Below are 18,657 nucleotides of genomic sequence, written 5' to 3'. Positions count from 1 at the left end.
TTGACTATGAGTTAAATAAATCTAGCCAATTCTTTCTATAACTGATTTTAAATGGTTGAATCTTCTGATAAGCTCATCCTTTTCAAATTCTTTCGGTTGCATGTATTCAGTGACTTCGTTGATAGTTTCATAAAGTTCATCATCGTCATTTTCTTTGTACAATTGAATAGCTTGGGATCTAAGAGAAGCAAGTTCCTTGTAAATCATCATCACCTCGTGCTCTTCTTTGTTTTCCAAAAGAAGTTGTTTAAGTGGCCAATTTATATTGTGTTCTGTTGTCACACATTTGTTCGGAATGTAGACATTCTCACGTTGCATATCCTTCAAAAATCTATTCAAAATTTGGTTGTTGAACTTATTAATCATTAGAAAATTAATATCCACACCTTCTTCAGCACACTCAATTTTGTCACCGTCTTCTTCTTTTAAAAGCACAGATATTTTAGTGCACAAATCAGAATCGTCACATTCAATAATTTCAAAATCGTGCTTTTCAGATTCTATCATCAAAAATTCTTTAATATTTTCAGGCATATTGTAAATTAAAATCGATCTAGCCATAAAACCTCCTTAAATATTCATATCTTCCCAATCAAAATCATCACTCAAAGGCTTTTTATTATAAAAGTCCTTGAACAAATCCTTTGTGTCTTCGACACTCACATCATCGACACACTTCACCAAGCTATCAGCAATATCCTTCATATATTCAATATGATAGACACATTCATCTGCTGCAGGAATAAAAGTCGCCTGGATGAAACTTTTACCAACAAACTCCAAAGAGAAAAAGTAAGTCTTCTTACCAGATCTCACTTCCTTGTAATTTCTAAGTGCATCCTCTGAAATCTTGTCTATCTCATCTATAACCTTATCAAAAGGGGGAGAGTCAAATGTTTTTTCCGAAGTTTTTAAAATCAATTTACTCTTTTGTTCCAAAAACTCATCAGTTCCTTTAAAAACTCCTTTTTTCAAAAACTCAAGCATAAAAACCTCCTTAAAAATTATACATTTAATTGGTTAAACTAATAGTATATAATTCATACTTCGTTATGAAATTAAAACCCACACTTTCAACTATTTTTCTTTCCTTTTCTTCAACAAAAAATGTAGTATGTTTTTGATTATCTAACTTTGATATATTCAAGCATTTAATCAATAAATTTCGCATTATATTTTCGTCAAAATCATCCTTATAATCAATCCCGAAAACTTCCATAAGTAAAGGCGTGTACACAAAATAAATACATCCTTTTAAAATATTTTTTTCGTAATATAAAAAAATATTCCATTTCTTATTTGACTTTGAATTTAAAGCGCTGAAAAGTCTATCGGAATTCCAGTAAATATCACTTGTTTTATCATGTAAATTTCGAAAATCATTCCAATTCTCAATATTAACACTAACTATGTCTCCATCACATTCTAAAGGAGAATATTTTTCAAAACTTAAAGTGTATACGTAGTTTTCGTCAATTTTTTCAGAATTTATACTTTTTAAATACTCAATACTTAGTGTATTATCTGAAGGAAAACCAAAATAAATAGTATAGTTTGGATATCTGGATTTTGAATATTCAATAAATTCTTCAATAGCTTCTTGTTGATTATTTTGAATATTAAATACATTAAAGCCTAAATAATGGTCTTGTTCAATCCAATAATAATCAATCCAACCTAACACTTCATCATTATTTATAAATAAGAGTATTTTTGAATTTGATTTTGAAAATGATGAATATGCTGATTTGTAAAAATCATTTTTAGTTTTGATACCATCCAAATAAGTTGGGGATGCTGAAGTTGTCAAATCTTGTGATAAATTATATGAAAAGTTCAAATACTTTTCTATATCTTGCAAAGTCGCTTCTCTTAACATATACTACCATTAGAAATCATCCCTGAATTTAGGTGTTTTTCCATTTTCATAAGGATTGTAGGTGTTGATATCACATTGAAATTCTTTTAGTTCAATAATTTTGTCTGAATCATTCCATAAAATAAGCGAAATTCCTTCAAAACTTGAAAAGTCACCGTTACTCATTTTACATTCAAAAATCCACTGAACAACTGATTGGTTTTCATGATGAAATATTTGTAAAATATCCCATTTTATAACCTTACCGCGAGTATTCCATTCATCAAACCATATCTTTATAGTTTTTTTATCTGGGTACCTTGGACCCCAACATTCTGTGTAGACAACATTATCAGCAAAAATGTTATCTATTCCAAAGTCTTTTTGTTCTAGCCACATTTTAAACCACAATTTTATAATTAATTCTCTATTATTCATCATAATCTCCCTTAAATGATTTCTGTCATATATTAATGATACCACAAATCAAATAAATTACGGTAATTAAATCAAAAACACAATATCGTACAATGCAATATTACGATATTGTATATTACGATGTTGCATTTAAAATATCAATATAATAATGAGTTAAAAAGTTTTGAAATAGTTTAGTAAATTTTTGAAACAAAAAAAGCGACAAGTTCGTCGCTTAAAATTTGTATTCAAATAATTCTTCATCGATTTGCTTAAAGCCTACAGCTTCAAACATTTTTTTGCTTTGATGATTAAAAGCATAAATTTTTGCCGTAACAGATTTCAATCCCTTTTCTTTTGCTAATTCCAAAATCTTTTTGACACAATTTCGTCCGATATGTTTGTTTTGAAATTCTTTGAACACAACTATCGTTATTTCATTGTCATCAGTCAAGGAAATATCTCCAACTAATTCGTTAATATATTCAATGTAGTACAACTTTCCATGAGTATTCAAATAATTGTACATTTTTTGAAGCCTATCAATATCGTATACGAAATCAATGTTGTCGACTTTTTTGCACACATCCCTATCTTCGTACCACTTCAAAGTCGTTTCATAATTTTCAAAATAGGGAACAAGTTAGATGTTTTCATTTACGGTAATTGTGTCCATGTTATTTTCCTTTAAATTAGATCAAATTTTACGATCCATCACAATTTGATTAAATCGAAAAGTTATTTTATCTTCAATCAGTTATATCAATCCAATATCGTTGCATTGTCTTACCATCTGAGTTTACAAACTCATTTTCAAGTACTCCACCATTTTTTACAATAGACTTAGCTGATCCGATATTTTCTTTATCACAAATCATGAGTACTCTTTCAATTCCCAATTTTTTACACTCTATCAAAGCTAGTCTTACCATTTCTGTTGCATAGCCTTTTTTTCTCTCACTAGGTCTTATTCCATCTCCAATATGGCCACCTTCTTTCAAAAGTGACTCATTTAAATAGTGACGAATATTTACAGCTCCTAAAAGCTTGTCTCTTTCTTCATCTAAAAGAAAGAAAGCTGAATCTGGAACTTTATTTTCGGTTTTAGATTTTATTTCTAAGTTATTTAGATAATAGTCAAAATTATGGTAATCATTTTTAAATATTGACCACGGAGAAGTGTTTGTGTTATTCATTTCTTGGTCAATCTTCCATTCATCAATCATTTCACCAAGTTTTAATTCATACTCTTTAGTTAGTTTAATTAATTTTAGTTTCATATATTTTCCTTAACTCCATACTTACCGTGCACACAACCTACCCAATATCCAAAATGTAGCTACAAACAAGAATTTGAAGGAAATTTCCGATCACTAATTTCAAAATACTAACCTTTTAATAATAAATCCACAAAATCAAGGATTTACTTATTTCAAGCACTCAGGTTTTTCTAATTCTTCTCCAACAACACAACAGCTTCGCAGTGGCTTAGGTGGTCAGTATAGATAAGATTTGATGTTTTCAAAAACCTCGTATGTGGGAATAGGTCAATCAGTAAATATCATGTAATTTATTACGTCTCTCTAAAGTAAAGAAAAACAGCCCATAGCTCAGATCAATTTCGTTTAATAATTAAAGGAGATCATTTGTTTGCTTACATTTACTTCTGCTTCTACCCCAAAAGGAATTATACATCTTGGTGTTGAGTGTCCAATATTTATATTATAGACAATTGGTAAATCTTTATTAGTGATTTCTTCTAATAAAATAGATTTATACTCCTCGTAATAGATTTCATTTTGAGGTTTACCTACTAATACTCCTGCTAATACATCAAACAAGCCGTAGTCTTTTAGAGCAAGTATCATTTTTCTATATAAATCTGGTTTTGATTTTTCTTCGCTTGATTCTATTAGTAAAATCTTATTTTCCCATTCCTCAAGGGCTGGAAATAAATTATATTTACTACAAATTTCTACTGTATCGTTAAATCTAGAATTATCGAACATATCATATATTGTTTCTATGCATCCGCCTAAAATTTTTCCACTAAATATAGGATTTCCTCTTAAAAGCTCAAAACCGGTATTAGGATGACTTTTCATTTTTACTCCTATAGCTTTCTTGCTAAAATCTTTCCTTTCTTCATACCACACTTCACTTGGATGTATCTCATTTATTTTTCCTGTTTTTATAAATTCCAAAAAGTATTTTTCTGTATAAGCTAACATACTATCAGATAGTTCACATACATCTGGCAAAAAAGCTTGACCATAAAATGTTTTTATGTCAAGCTTATTTAGCATAAAGTGATTCATTGTTGAGTCAGAAAATCCTAAAAAAAGTTTTTGTTTAACAATATTTTTTAATCTATCTCTTTCAAATAAATAAGGAGCTAACCTATAGGTATCTTCTCCACCAATAGCACATAAAATCATATCAATAGTGTCATCTTCAAAAGCAAGCAGCAAATCATTCGCCCTAAGTTCTGGATTATTTTTTAAAAAGTCTATGCCTTTCAAAGAATTAGGTAAAAATTCTATTTCTACTCCTAGCTTATTTAATCTGTCTATTCCTATTTTTATTTCATGCTCAACAAAACTTTCTCCCAAAACACCACTTGATAAGCTCACAACTCCTATTTTCTTTATCATTATTTCCTCCAAATTTCTAATAAAGTAAAAATTTCCTATGTTCTTAATTTCTTGACATAAACACAACAGCTTCGCAGTGGTAAGTTCTTGGAAACTGATCGAAGAACTCCAATGACTTGATTTTATATTCTTTTTCGATAAATTTGTCCAGGTCCATTCTTTGTGTTATCGGATTGCATGAGATGTAGATGAATTTATCGGGATTGATGTCGATTAATCGATCGATTGCTTTTGGGTGAATTCCATCTCTTGGAGGGTCGAGGACTACTACGTCTTTTTTCTCAACTTTTTCCATAAAATTCAAGCAATCATCGCAGATGAACTCTGTGTTAGTCAATCCGTTTAGTTTTGCGTTTTCTTGTGCTTTTTCGACTGCTTCAGCAACTATTTCGACTCCAATCACGCTTTCGGCTTTTTTTGCAAAAATTTGTGCGATGGTTCCAGTTCCACAGTATAAATCGTAGACGTTTTTCCCTGACAAATCACCAGCTAATTCCAAGGCTCTGTTGTAAATTTGCTCTGCTTGTTGAGGATTTGGTTGGAAGAATGAAAATGGGGAAATCCTAAATTCCAAGCCATTTATTTTTTCTGTCAAATATTCTTTGCCGTACAACAATTCTAATTTGTCGACTATTACTGCGTCTGAAATATTATCGTTAATTGTGTGATAAATAGATACGATTCTGTTGTCGATTTGCTTTGCAAATTCAACGAAATCATTCACATCAAACTTATCACTTGTCGTTACCAAATTAATCATGTACTCATCATCACTGAAACTTTTTCTGATTATGAAGTGTCTCAAAAGGCCAGTGTGTTTTATTTTTTTGAAAAATTCGTAATTTTTGTCGCGAAAATATTCTTGGACAGTTTGTCTGATTTTGTTGAAGCCTTCATCAATGATATTGCAATCTACGGTGTCTGTTATTTCGTAGAATTTGTTTTTCGTGTGAAGTCCCAAAACAAGTGGACCACCTTTGACTGAATCTCCAAAAGTGTATTCCATTTTGTTTCTGTAGCCTTGTAAGATAGGCGATGGGTGAAACGTGATTTCTTCATCGTAAATATCTTTGTACAATTCTGTGAGTGTGTTTTTCTTCAAATCGCACTCCACATCGTACTCTAATTTTTGATAAATACAACCGCCGCATCTTTCGTTTACAGGGCAACCTTCAATAGTTTCAAGAGGGGAGTTTTCTAGTTTTTCAACTAGTTTTCCATCAATAAATCCTTTTTTCTTTCTTTTTCGTTGAAAAGAGATTGTCTGCCCTTGAATTGTGTTCTTTATAGAATACAAATTATCGTCTATTTTGCAAATTCCTTTGTTGGGAAATACATTGTATTCTACTTTTGCTTGTAAATTTTTCTTCATTATCCTTGTAGACCGTCTGCTTGTCTTTGCATATTTTCTACTACGATATCGTGAATATCTCCGATTGATTGGCCGTATTCCAATACTTGCCAAGGTTCGTTGGTATGGAAGTGGATTTTGATCAAATCATCGCCACCTACAACCAAAAGGCAATCGCCCTTGAAATGTTCTGTAATATATTCGCTAATCGTATCGCTTGATAAGTTTTCTCCTGCTATTAATAATTGTGTATCAAATCTAAATTCTATTTGTTCTGACATGATTTCACCTTCATTTTAAAATTTCCCATTGGGATTAAGTTAATTTTACCATATCGTATTGTTTTTTTCTCAAAAAATTTATTTCCAGCTATTTGGAAGAAGTGATTTGTAAGGATATGATTCAAATCTATCGTCAATCAAGAACAATTCTCCAGTATCGGTGTCTGTTCTAATTAATCTTCCACCAGCTTGGTGCACCTTGTTCATTCCTGGGTACACGTAAGCGTAATCGAATCCGTTTTTGCCATTTTCGTTGAAATATTTTTTAATCAAATCATTTTCTACGCTAATTCCTGGAAGTCCGACGGAAATTATCCCGACAGTATTTAATCTGTCGCCACTCAAATCCACACCTTCGCTGAACACTCCACCCAAAACACAAAACGCCATAATGTTTGAATTTGTTGTAAATTGGGACAAGAATTCCAATCTTTCCATATCGGTCAGCGTTCGTTCTTGCGTTAAAATATCGAAGCCACAAATCTCATACACAGATTCCAAGTATGAATAAGAAGGGAAGAAGATGAGTTTGTTTCCAGGTTTTTCGTTAATTTTTCGAAGAATTTCTGCGATTTTGTATTTCGTATCTTCGCGGTCTTTGTATCTTGTAGAAATATTGATGTGATTTACTTTCAAATTCTCTTTTGGGAATGGAGATTCCAATCTTATGTTGTAGAATTTTTCCAAACCCAATACATCTGCAAAGTAGGTCATAGGGGACAAAGTTGCTGAGAAAAATACATTTGATTTGCACTTTTTTAGAAGATTTTTGAAAATATTGTGTGTGTTCAAGCACATGATGTTATAAATAACGTCATCGTTTTCTGATTTTATCAGAGTGACAAAAGAATCGTCGTAGTAATCAGAAATTTTCAAAAACTTATTGATTTCAAAATACACATCTAAAACCTTGTCGTAGTACGGCTTGTCTTTGTCTTCAACCAAGAATTTCGTCATAGATTCTTTGCATCGGACGCAATAATCAATCAAATCAACCGACAAATCCTCGTAAGTGTTGACAGGTTTTCCCAAAGCTTCGTCTTTTATTTGCTGAGCGATTTTCTTCAAATTGCGTTTGATTTTGAGTTCTTTTTTATCATCTAAAAGCTCATCACAACAGTCCATAATTTGATTGAAACTCAATGAATATGAATACATATCACGTCCACGACTCACCAAATTATGCGCTTCGTCAACCAATAGTGACATTCTCAAATAAGGAACTTCGAAAAATCTTTTCAGATAAACTACCGGATCAAAAACGTAATTGTAATCGCAAATCACAATGTCACAGAAATTGGACAAATCCAGCTCCAACTCCAACGGACACACTCTGTATTTGAATGCGTATTTTTTGATGATTTCTTCCACTATAATATCTTCGTTTTCAAGCATATCCAGAATGCATTTGTTCACCCTGTCGTAGTGACCTTTTGCAAATTCGCAATCATTTGGATTGCATTTCACTTCATTATTGATGCAGACTTTGTTTTTTGCGATTATTTCGACTGATTTTATTATCAAACCTTTTTGTTTCATCAAATATAATTGGTCGTTGCAAGCTTTTTTGAGAGTGGATTTTGCAGTCAAATAAAAAATCTTGTCCGTCAAATCTTCTCCCATAGCTTTTATTGAAGGGAAAAGCGTAGAAATAGTTTTGCCTATTCCAGTTGCAGCTTCCATCATCAAATCCACGCCCTGCTTGGTTGCAGAGTATACGTTTTGGCTCAAATATTTTTGCCCAGCTCTAAACGCAGGATATGGAAATGACAAGTTCTGAATGGATTCGTCACGATTCTTTATGTGTTGTGTGATTAATTCTGTGAACACGGAATATTTTTCTAACAACGAAAAATAAAATTCCTTCAATTCCTCAAAAGTAAAGTTTTGCCTGATAAATTTGATTTTTTTGGTATCGGTTTGATAATAAGTAAGTTGCAAATCAATATCTTCCAAATCGTTGTCCAATGCGTAAAAATACCCGTAGCATTTTACTTGCGCCCAGTGATATTTGTTAGAATTGTATTCCAATTCTTCCAAATCACGCGTAGTTGATTTTATTTCATCTATTAAAGTTTTCCCGTTTTTTATTCCTATTCCATCAGCTCTTCCTTCTACGATATAATTTACTGATTTGTAGAGGGTAGTGTTTTTGAGAGTAACTTCCGGCAAAAATCCAATATCGTATTCTTTTTGAATCATTTTGTGGATTTTCTGACCTTCTTTTGCTCTGTCGAACACATTTCTGAACCTATCGTCTATGTCGCCACTTCGTTCAGTGTATTCAACCAAATCTCTGACAGAAAGTTTGATTTCTTTTTTCATAGTTTATAATTTTGTTGAAGCAAATTTACTTCCTTGTAGATTTTTCTTCTTTCAATCGCCAAATCGCGATACATTCTATCCTCGTCTGTTACGTATTCGATTTTTTCATTTACAATTTCAGATTCTCCTTCTTCATTTACACTTACCATTGTGAAATATCCCGAAGCTTTTATGATATCTGTGCCTTCGACTTTTGCACGAACGAAACATTCCATGCTAGTTTTTCCGACGTAATCTATAATCGCTGTGATTTTTATGATTTCTCCTAGCTTTGTTGGAGCGTTGAATGTAAGATTATTTACGGCTTTGGTCAATGTTTTATTGGAACAAAATCTTCTCGTACATACACCTGCGATTGTGTCCATCATTTTGAATAATTCTCCTCCGTGAAGAAGTCCATAAAAATTTCCCATATCACCGTTTGCTCTGAATTTTACAATTGTTTTTGTATCTTGTTTTGTTTTCATATTTTCCACCTTTTAATTGCTACTTCTATTATAGTATAAAATTTTATTTTCGGGAAAATGAAATCAAACGTACGATTTATAAATTGAAACAAAAAGAAATTAAATGTATAATTAGATTGTATGAACTTTACAGGAGGTTAATGATTTGAAATATAGAGAATATTATGATAATGTTTTAGTCCGAATTGAAAAGGGCGAAGACGTTGTAGAAAAATTATTCGAATTAGTTGAAAAACTTCAGCTAAAAAATGGTTCTATTTCTGGTATTGGTGCCAGTGATAATATAACTGTGGGATTATACAGTGTTGAAAAACAAGAATACACTAAGAAAAATTTCACAGGTGAGATGGAAATCACGAGCATCCTTGGAAATATCTCTACTATGAATGACAAACCTTATTTGCACATGCACATTACATTTGCAGATGAGAACTTGAATGTTCACGGCGGACATTTGAACGAGGCTATCATATCGGCAACTTGTGAAATCATAATTAATAAAATAGACGAAAAAGTTGATAGATTCAAAGATTCTGAAACAGGTTTAAATTTATACGATATTTAAAGGAGATAAATGAAATATTATTTTAATAATGACAGCGTAGATCCGTATTATAATTTTGCGGTGGAATATTTTTTCGCAAAGCACAACATTCCTGTGTTCATTTTGTGGAGAAATAAGGATTCAATCTTACTAGGCAAAAATCAAAACATTTACAGAGAAATTAACTTAAAATACGCAGAAGAAAATGGAATTAATCTAGTTCGTAGATTGTCTGGTGGTGGCTGCATATATACTGATGAAAAAAATATGCAATACACTTTCATTGAAAGTCAAAACTACGCAAATGACTTCAAACATTTTGCCAACATGATTATCAATCAAATGAAAAAAATGGGACTTAATCCAGAATTCAGCGGTAGAAATGATATTTTGATTGACGGTAAGAAAATAAGTGGCAACGCACAATATATGAAAAACAGCATGGTTGTTCATCATGGTACAATTCTTTTCGATATTGGAGTCGAAAAGATGATGAATTCACTTACTCCGCAAAAAATAAAATTCGAAGGAAAAGCCATAAAATCTGTAGAATCCAGAATCACGACTATTAATGATATGATTGATATGGAATACGATGAGTTTTTCAATAAAATTAAAAACGGAATCATTGAAGATAATAACTTAGAAGAATACGTGCTTAACGATTCTGAGATAGAAGAAGTGAATAAATACATTGATTTATTTAAAAATGAAGATTTTATTTATTCAAAAGGGGAAACTACTGCAAATTATCAAAGAAAACACAAGTTTGGAGTTGTGGAATACAGCTACAACATCAAGGATAATTTGATAGATAGTTTCAAAATAGAAGGGGATTTCTTTTCGAACAAAGATATTTCAGAATTTTGCGATATGTTTGTTGGAAAGGCTATGACGATAGATGGTTTCCATAATGTTTTGAATGATGTTAATATCGGTGAATACATTGTGGGAATGGATGAGAAAGTGTTTTTAGGTGATATATTTGATTAGAAAACCAAAATGGATGAGAGTAAAGATAGAAGGTAGCCAAAACCTTCACGAAGTAGAAAGTTTAGTAGATGGTTTTGAATTGAACACAGTTTGCAAGGAAGCAAATTGTCCTAACAGAATGAAATGCTACGAATCACGTACAGCTACATTTATGATTTTAGGAGATATTTGTACTAGAAACTGTAGATATTGCAACGTAACCACAGGAAGAGGAAGGGCTGTTGATGAAAAAGAACCTGAAAATGTTGCAAAAGTTGTGCAAAAACTAGGTTTGAAATACGCAGTTATTACTTCTGTTGACAGAGATGATTTGAAAGATGAAGGTGCAACTCAATTCAAAAATGTTATCAAGGAAATTAGAAAATACAACGAAGGAACATTGGTTGAAGTTTTAATTCCAGATATGCACGCAAAGCATGAATTGTTGGATATTGTTTTTGATGAAAGACCAGATGTATTAAATCACAACGTTGAAACAGTTCGTTCTATCTTCAAAGAAATGAGACCACAAGGTAACTTGGACAATTCGTTCGAAGTTTTAAGATACGCAAAAGAAAAAGGACTTGTAACTAAGTCTGGATTTATGGTTGGACTTGGCGAAACAAACGAAGAAGTTCATCAAATGTTAGATAAGTTGAACGAATTAAAAGTCGATATAGTTACAATTGGACAATATTTGATGCCAACATTAGAACATGCAGAGTTGGACAGATATGTTACTCCGGAAGAATTCGAAGAATACAAAAAATACGGAGAATCAATAGGAATCAAACACGTAGAAAGCGGTCCATTCGTAAGAAGTTCCTACAATGCTGGTAATGTATTTAAATCCTTAGAAGAAAAATAAAATGAGTAATGCGAAATAGGGCGCAAGCTCTATTTTGTATTATATGAGGGAATATATGAATAAGTACATTTTTAGAGAGAAAATCAATTTATTTATGCAAATTTTACTGACAATTTTATTGTCGTGTTTTTTAGCGGTGGCGATTGTATTTACTAAAAGATTATTTGAAGTTGAGAACAAGACATTCACACTGATTGTAATTAGTGCGTCGTTGATTTTGTTCGCAGGAATAAATTATCTCAAGGACAGAACGATTTACAACATGGGACTTTTGTTTGTAGAAGGATTTAAACAAGATTTGTTTCACAACGTAATCTCACAAAACTTTTACGAAATACAAGAAAAAGAAAAAACTTTTTCGAACGACATAACATCTACATCGCTTTACTTAAAGGAATATTACATTATTCCGACATTGGAGCTGATATCTGATGCGATTTTATTGGCTGTAGTTTTTATAACAGCAGGATATTGCGTATCATTTATCCCAGTGTCAATTATAACTGTGGGAGTGTTGATTTTCAGTTTAATTAACGTGAGAATCGATAAATCAATTTTAGAAAAGAAAACAAATACATCGAATTTGAGAAAAAGATACGTGTATTTTCTTGATGATATGCTCAACTCCAAGAAAGTAATCAACTCAAAGGCTAATAAAGCACTTGAAGTTGTCCACAGTAAATTAATTGAAGACATATCAGAAAAAGTTATCGAACTTGACAAGGAAGAACTCACAAAATACAACCTAAAATTATTATTTATCGGAGTGTATTTTATAATAAGTTTGATTTACATTATTAAACAACCAAACATCAACATCGGTGAAGTTATAATTCTTATTAGTTCAATAATGTTGCTTCACCATATGATTAAAAAAATCGTAAAAGAACGTTCAATGATTGTGCAATCTGAACAAAAAGTTTTTGAAATGGAAGAAATTTTTGGAAATAAAGAAAAATCAGATAAAATTGTAGACCACATCAAAGACATTGAGTTCAGAGATGTAAAATTGTATTCTTCAAATGTTAAAGTTAAAATCAACTACACATTTTACACTGACAAAAAATACTTAATTATTTGCGATAATGACGAAGTTGTAAACTTACTAGCAAAATCATTTATTCAGACATTGTCTCCACAAAGCGGAATGATTTTGGTAAACAACGAACCTTTAGAGGAGTTTGATTTGTCTTCGAATATGCTTGTAACTTACGATGAAAGTTACATCTTCGACACTGATTTCAGAAACAATGTCACATTGTTTAATTCTTTTCCCGATAAGAAAATTCCTCCATTGCTAAAAATATTTGATGAAGAATTGACATCAAAACAAAGATATTCTGAATACAGTGATAGAGACAAGAATTTGATCAGATACAAGAGAATAATAAATCAAGATTCTGAATTCAACATGGTAGTTAATTTGTTTGAGAATTTGGACGAAAATACTGGCAATATTTTGTTGGAAGATTTTATTTTGAGATTCAATGGATCAATCTACTGCGCAAAGAACGTTCATCCATTTATCAAAGAAAAATTTGACGAAGTGTTGTATGTAAAAAATATCGACAGCGACTATTTGTTAGTTCAAGAATAAATACGAACATCACGGTAAATTATTTATCGTGGTGTTTTTTTGTGAAACTTTACATTAAATATTTTTGAGTTAAAATATATAGGTAATTAAATTTTTGGAGGAATTATGAATTGGTTAAAGAAACATTATAAAGGATTAATGCTATGTCTTTTAATAGCTATTCCTTGTCACTTCTTAGGGAAGAAATTCCCTGTAATTGGTGGTGCAGTTCTAGCGATTTTGGTTGGAATTGTAATGGGGTATATTATTAAAGACAAATCACAATTTGAAGTCGGAATGAAATTTGCATCGAAAAAAATATTGCAGTATGCAGTAATTTTACTTGGTTTTGGAATGAATTTGGCAGTTGTTATGGAAACTGGAAAACAGTCATTGCCAATAATTGTACTAACTATTTCCACATCTTTAATAATTTCTTATGTACTTGCAAAGAAAATGAATATTAAAAAAAACATCGCCATATTAGTAGGTGTTGGATCATCAATTTGCGGTGGTTCTGCAATTGCAGCGACTGCTCCAGTAATAGAAGCTGATGATGAAGATGTTGCACAAGCAATTTCTGTAATATTTTTCTTCAATGTAATCGCTGCGTTGATATTTCCTTTATTGGGAAGTGTTATTGGATTTTCGACTCATTCGGGAGAAGCATTCGGAATTTTTGCAGGAACTGCGGTAAATGATACATCATCGGTAACGGCAGCCGCTGCAACTTGGGATGGATTATATAATTTGGGAACACAAACATTGGACAAAGCTGTTACTGTAAAATTGACTAGAACATTGGCGATAATTCCAATCACTTTGGTGTTGTCGTATTTGAGAACTAAAAAACAAGAACAATCAGAAAAAGTTGAACTCAAAAAAATATTTCCTATGTTTATTCTGTATTTCGTTCTTGCAAGTATTATAACTACAGTTGCTTTGAAGATGGGAGTAGATGCGAAAGTTTTCAATCCGTTAAAAGAATTGTCGAAGTTTTTCATTGTAATGGCAATGGCTGCAATTGGATTTAAAACTGATATTGTAAAATTAATAAAAACAGGCGGCAAACCAATCTTACTTGGATTTTGTTGCTGGATTGGGATAACTATAGTTTCAATTGCAATGCAATTTGCACTTGGACTAATATAGTATAAAAGCTACGCAAAAATTTTGCGTAGTTTTTTTCATAAAAAAATCACGGCTTTAGGGGGAGCCGCGATTTCTTAAGTACAATTTTATCTTACAAGGGGTTTGTTTGATATAAATTGATATCTATTATCATTATACTACGGTTTTTTAATTTGTCAACTAAAAATGATTATCAAATTAAAAAAATCAAACAAATAGTAATATTTTTATATTTTACAGTAATATTTTTATATTTTCTTCGTTGAATAATCTCACATATTCTTCTGAAAGTTTTCGTGCAGCAATTCCCATTCCTTTAATTTTTTTGTTATTGAAAGTTCCATCGTAAATATAATTGGATCCACAAGATGGAGAATTTTCTTTTAAAATGGCGATTGTAGGGTTGTATAATTTCGCTAATTTCACCACTTCGTCGCTTCCTTTTTCAAATTCTTCTATGAATTCTTCTCCATCATAATCAAAAACTTTTCCATCCTTAATCTCAACAGGATTTCTTGGCGTTGGTAATCCTCCCATAATTTCTGGGCACACTGGAATCAAATTGTATTTGTCTTTGAGTGAATGAATAATTTCATCGTCTAATTTGTTATTGGAGCCATTGTATTTGCAATCCACTCCCAATAAACAAGCGCTAATTAAAACATTTTGCATATTTTTCTCCTTTATTTATCGTTAATTCTTTTATTAATTTCACTGATAGGAAGGCCAATTATAGTGTTCAAATCACCTTCGATGTATTCTATAAGAACTGGATTCAAATCCTGAATTCCGTATGCACCGGCTTTGTCGTAAACTGTGCCTTCGTCTATGTAATCTTTGAGTAATTGGATATTTTTGTCTGTTTTTTCTGAGAATTTTACGTTACTAAAAGTGTAGAATATTTCTTCGTAGTTTTTTGATTTCAAACAAACAGATGTCACAACTTTGTGAATTTTTCCAAGATATGATGTTAGCATATCCAACGCTTCGTCGTAGTCTTTTGGCTTGTTCAAAATTTTCCCGTCGTTAATTACGATTGTATCAGAAGAAATGTAGAGCGTGTTTTCTTTTAATTCTAATGGAAGAATTTTTGCTTTGGATATTTCACAGCAAACGAGTGCAAGTTTATCGATTATTTCACGGTCTTTGTATTTTTCGTAAGCCAATTCTTCGATTTTTCTCTCATCAATATCTGTAGAAGTGCTTTCAAATTCTAAGATGTTTTTCAATAATTCATTTCTTCTTGGAGATTTGCTAACCAAAATTACGCTAGTAAATTTATCTAATTTTCCAATTTTTGTAACATTTTTTACGTATTTCATTTTATCACCAAATATATTGTCTTATCTTTTTATTAATGTGTCAAATGGGTATATATAGTATGGTGATTATATGATATATACAGTGACATTAAATCCGTCGATTGATTATATAATGCGATTGGATGATTTTCAAAATGGAGAAACAAATAGAGCGAAAGTTACGGAGCTTTACGCAGGTGGAAAAGGAATTATGGTTAGCAAATTGCTACATAATTTGGATGTGAAATCCAAAAACATTGGATTTTTGGGAGGATTCACAGGAGAATACATCGAAAAATTATTAGATGATATGAGAATTCTCCACGATTTTACAAAAATAAATGGAAACAACAGAATTAATGTAAAACTAAAAATGGATTCTGAAACAGAAGTTAATGCACCGGGGCCTGACATCTCACAAGATGAATTGGAAGATTTCTACGCAAAACTTTCTGGAATTGATGGTGGAATCGTATCTTTTTCCGGATCTGTGGCAGCGAATATGGACAAGGATATCTACATTGAGATGATAAAAAAATTATCTCCAAATACTAGATTTACTTTGGATACTACCGGTGATGTGTTGCTGAAAAGTTTAGATTATCATCCTTTGTTGTTGAAGCCTAACCAAGCAGAATTAGAAGAAATTTACGGAGACAAGTTCAATTCAAAAGAAGAAATCATTTCGTATATAAAATCGACTATGATTCCAAAATCAGAGAATGTTATTTGTTCTTTGGGAAGTGATGGCGCGATTTTTGTGAGTGCAAATAGTTCTTTTTACATTCCTATCGTTAAGGGAGAAGTTATCAACAGCGTCGGCGCCGGAGATAGCATGGTTGCTGGATTTATCTACGCTTATTTGAACGAAATGAGTGAAGAGGATATGTTCAAAATGGCTGTAGCTAGTGCGACTGCGACTGTTTTCTCATATGACATGGGAGAAAAGGATCAAATAAATGAAATTTTTGGCAAATTAAAAATAATAAATATGGGGGAAAATAATGGAAATTAAAGATTTGCTTTCAAAAGATCTAATGATTATGAATCTTCAATCTACAACTAAAAAAGATGTTATAGATGAAATGATCGAAAAATTGTACGAAAACAATATTATTAACGACGTACTAAAATTTAGATCTGAAATTATGAAAAGAGAGTTGGAATCTTCGACAGGACTTGGCGAAGGTGTTGCTATGCCTCATGCGAAAACATCTGCAGTGAATAAACCTGCGATTGTGTTTGCAAGAAGCATAAATGGTGTGTATTATGAAGCGTTGGATGGAGAAGATACTTATATATTTTTCATGATTGCTGCAACTGAAGGACAAAACCAAATGCACATTGAAACTTTGGCGAAATTGTCAAAGCTTTTATTAAAAGAAGGATTTATAGATAGATTAAAATCTAGCGAAACTCCAGAAGATGTTTACAAGACAATTGATGATTACGTAGAAGAATCCGAACCAAAAGTCGCACCAGTTGAAACTAGTTCTATTTATACAGAAAAACCATTCGTATTAGCTGTAACTGCGTGTCCAACGGGAATTGCGCACACTTACATGGCAGAAGAAGCTTTGAAGGAACAAGCGGCTAAAATGGGAGTTGACATCAAGGTTGAAACAAACGGCTCTGATGGTGTTAAGAACAAATTAAACGCTGATGACATAGAAAAAGCTACGGGAATTATAATAGCAGCGGATAGAAAAGTGGAAACAGCACGATTTAACGGAAAAAACGTAATTGAATGTCCTGTTTCTGATGCGATTAGAAACCCGAAAGATTTGATTGAAAAAATAGTAGACGGCAAAGCGAAGATTTATCACGCAGTTGAATCAGAATCAAAAGAAGTCGAAGAAGAAACGACTAATTGGAAATCAAAATTATACCAAGATATTATGAATGGCGTAAGCCATATGTTGCCATTTGTAGTTGGTGGTGGAATTTTATTGGCGTTGTCTTTCTTGGTTGAAAGATTTTTCTCAGATACTTCACCAATTTACAATTTATTCTCAGTAGGCGGAAAAGCTGCGTTTGGATTTTTGATTCCAATTTTGGCAGGATATATTGCGATGAGTATTGGCGATAGACCAGCGTTGATGCCTGGTATGGTTGCAGGTTTCATTGCAGGTCAAGGCGCAGGATTTTTGGGAGGATTGTTAGGTGGTTTCTTAGCAGGTTATGTAATTTTATTCTTGAAGAAAATCACTAAAAATCTTCCAAAATCACTTGAAGGAACAAAACCAATGTTGATCTTCCCAGTATTTGGATTGCTATTAACATCTTTGGGTATGATTTTCGTAATATCTCCAGTGTTTACGACAATTAACAAAGCAATCAACGGATTTTTGGCAAATATGGGAACCACGAACTCAATTTTGCTTGGAGCATTGCTAGGAGCGATGATGAGTGTGGATATGGGTGGTCCTGTTAACAAAGCAAGTTATACTTTCTCAATCGGAGTTTTCACAGACACAGGAAACGGGGCATTCATGGCAGCTACAATGGCTGGTGGTATGGTTGCACCTCTTGCAATAGCTATCGCATCTAGTCTATTTAAAAATAAATTTGACGAAAAAGAAAAGAAATCAGCCGTGACTAATTATATTTTGGGCGCATCATTTATCACAGAAGGAGCGATTCCTTTCGCGGCAAAAGATCCATTGAGAGTGATCGTGTCATCTGTAATTGGTAGTGCAATCGCCGGTGGACTTACACAAGCATTTGGAGTAAAATCACCTGCACCACACGGAGGAATTTTCATTTTACCAGCTATGGAATCTGTAGATAAAGCGTTGTTATTCGTATTATCTGTAGCGGTTGGATCTTTGGTTTCAGCAATCATTTATGGATTGTGGAAACAAAAAGCAGAATAATGTTATAATAATATTGTAATTTACAAATTTTCAAAT

Annotated in this window: 20 protein-coding genes; 7 read left to right on the top strand and 13 right to left on the bottom strand. The window is 32.1% G+C overall.

All coding sequences use genetic code 11. The features are described 5' to 3' along the window. Positions 1–21: 21 nt before the first annotated feature. From B9N53_RS05695 to B9N53_RS05645, 11 genes are all read right to left on the bottom strand, one after another. Entirely contained in the window at positions 22–561 is a 540-nt protein-coding gene (locus B9N53_RS05695) for a DUF3783 domain-containing protein (protein WP_094204073.1), read from the bottom strand. Positions 562–570: 9 nt separating this feature from the next. Continuing rightward, positions 571–987, bottom strand: coding sequence for a hypothetical protein (locus tag B9N53_RS05690; protein ID WP_094204072.1), 417 nt, complete (start codon positions 985–987; stop codon positions 571–573). Between the two features lie 25 nt (positions 988–1,012). After that, a complete protein-coding gene (locus B9N53_RS05685; RefSeq protein WP_094204071.1) occupies positions 1,013–1,879 on the bottom strand; it encodes a hypothetical protein in 867 nt (288 codons plus the stop codon). 9 nt (positions 1,880–1,888) lie between these two features. After that, positions 1,889–2,296: a conjugal transfer protein gene (locus B9N53_RS05680; protein ID WP_094204070.1), complete on the bottom strand. Its 408-nt coding sequence runs from the start codon at positions 2,294–2,296 to the stop codon at positions 1,889–1,891. Positions 2,297–2,510: 214 nt separating this feature from the next. Beyond that, positions 2,511–2,885, bottom strand: a complete 375-nt coding sequence (locus B9N53_RS05675) for a GNAT family N-acetyltransferase (protein ID WP_242432417.1) — start codon at positions 2,883–2,885, stop codon at positions 2,511–2,513. Positions 2,886–3,024: 139 nt separating this feature from the next. Then, positions 3,025–3,555, bottom strand: coding sequence for a GNAT family N-acetyltransferase (locus B9N53_RS05670; protein WP_094204069.1), 531 nt, complete (start codon positions 3,553–3,555; stop codon positions 3,025–3,027). A 345-nt stretch (positions 3,556–3,900) separates the two neighbouring features. Further along, positions 3,901–4,929 carry a S66 family peptidase gene (locus B9N53_RS05665; protein ID WP_094204068.1) on the bottom strand — a complete coding sequence of 343 codons (1,029 nt, stop codon included), beginning with the start codon at positions 4,927–4,929 and terminating at the stop codon, positions 3,901–3,903. A 43-nt stretch (positions 4,930–4,972) separates the two neighbouring features. After that, entirely contained in the window at positions 4,973–6,301 is a 1,329-nt protein-coding gene (gene rlmD, locus B9N53_RS05660) for a 23S rRNA (uracil(1939)-C(5))-methyltransferase RlmD (RefSeq protein WP_094204067.1), read from the bottom strand. Continuing rightward, the gene (locus B9N53_RS05655; protein WP_002835237.1) at positions 6,301–6,561 is read right to left on the bottom strand and encodes a hypothetical protein; all 261 of its coding nucleotides are present in this window, start codon (positions 6,559–6,561) and stop codon (positions 6,301–6,303) included. The genes rlmD and B9N53_RS05655 overlap by 1 nt, the downstream gene beginning before the upstream one ends. 78 nt (positions 6,562–6,639) lie before the next feature. Further along, positions 6,640–8,886 (bottom strand): ATP-dependent DNA helicase, encoded by a 2,247-nt coding sequence (locus B9N53_RS05650; protein WP_094204066.1) that lies wholly within the window; start codon positions 8,884–8,886, stop codon positions 6,640–6,642. Then, positions 8,883–9,353, bottom strand: a complete 471-nt coding sequence (locus B9N53_RS05645; protein WP_094204065.1) for an acyl-CoA thioesterase — start codon at positions 9,351–9,353, stop codon at positions 8,883–8,885. The genes B9N53_RS05650 and B9N53_RS05645 overlap by 4 nt, the downstream gene beginning before the upstream one ends. Before the next feature lie 145 nt (positions 9,354–9,498). Between B9N53_RS05645 and B9N53_RS05640 the strand changes: the two genes are divergently transcribed. The 5 genes from B9N53_RS05640 (at position 9,499) to B9N53_RS05620 (ending at position 14,465) form a co-directional block, all read left to right on the top strand. Further along, positions 9,499–9,918 carry a PPC domain-containing DNA-binding protein gene (locus B9N53_RS05640; RefSeq protein ID WP_002835234.1) on the top strand — a complete coding sequence of 140 codons (420 nt, stop codon included), beginning with the start codon at positions 9,499–9,501 and terminating at the stop codon, positions 9,916–9,918. 9 nt (positions 9,919–9,927) lie between these two features. Then, a complete protein-coding gene (locus B9N53_RS05635) occupies positions 9,928–10,890 on the top strand; it encodes a lipoate--protein ligase (protein WP_094204064.1) in 963 nt (320 codons plus the stop codon). Continuing rightward, positions 10,883–11,737 carry a lipoyl synthase gene (gene lipA / locus B9N53_RS05630; RefSeq protein WP_094204063.1) on the top strand — a complete coding sequence of 285 codons (855 nt, stop codon included), beginning with the start codon at positions 10,883–10,885 and terminating at the stop codon, positions 11,735–11,737. Before B9N53_RS05635 ends, lipA begins: the two co-directional genes overlap by 8 nt. Positions 11,738–11,792: 55 nt before the next feature. Continuing rightward, positions 11,793–13,334, top strand: coding sequence for an ABC transporter ATP-binding protein/permease (locus B9N53_RS05625; RefSeq protein ID WP_094204062.1), 1,542 nt, complete (start codon positions 11,793–11,795; stop codon positions 13,332–13,334). A 105-nt stretch (positions 13,335–13,439) separates the two neighbouring features. Continuing rightward, positions 13,440–14,465: a YeiH family protein gene (locus B9N53_RS05620; protein WP_094204061.1), complete on the top strand. Its 1,026-nt coding sequence runs from the start codon at positions 13,440–13,442 to the stop codon at positions 14,463–14,465. Positions 14,466–14,678: 213 nt separating this feature from the next. Here the strand turns inward: B9N53_RS05620 and B9N53_RS05615 are convergent, their stop codons facing one another. Both B9N53_RS05615 and B9N53_RS05610 read right to left on the bottom strand, forming a co-directional pair. Then, positions 14,679–15,116: a DUF523 domain-containing protein gene (locus B9N53_RS05615; RefSeq protein WP_094204060.1), complete on the bottom strand. Its 438-nt coding sequence runs from the start codon at positions 15,114–15,116 to the stop codon at positions 14,679–14,681. An 11-nt stretch (positions 15,117–15,127) separates the two neighbouring features. Then, positions 15,128–15,766, bottom strand: a complete 639-nt coding sequence (locus B9N53_RS05610) for a Maf family protein (RefSeq protein ID WP_094204059.1) — start codon at positions 15,764–15,766, stop codon at positions 15,128–15,130. A gap of 70 nt (positions 15,767–15,836) precedes the next feature. Here B9N53_RS05610 and pfkB point away from each other — a divergent pair, with 70 nt between their 5' ends. Together pfkB and B9N53_RS05600 are read left to right on the top strand one after the other, a co-directional pair. Next, a complete protein-coding gene (gene pfkB, locus B9N53_RS05605; RefSeq protein WP_094204058.1) occupies positions 15,837–16,760 on the top strand; it encodes a 1-phosphofructokinase in 924 nt (307 codons plus the stop codon). Further along, positions 16,750–18,621 carry a PTS fructose transporter subunit IIABC gene (locus B9N53_RS05600; RefSeq protein ID WP_094204057.1) on the top strand — a complete coding sequence of 624 codons (1,872 nt, stop codon included), beginning with the start codon at positions 16,750–16,752 and terminating at the stop codon, positions 18,619–18,621. Before pfkB ends, B9N53_RS05600 begins: the two co-directional genes overlap by 11 nt. Positions 18,622–18,657 lie beyond the last annotated feature (36 nt).

This window comes from Finegoldia magna, from assembly GCF_002243175.1.
Lineage (GTDB): Bacteria > Bacillota > Clostridia > Tissierellales > Peptoniphilaceae > Finegoldia > Finegoldia magna_J.
This window is presented reverse-complemented; position numbering and strand designations above follow the sequence as displayed.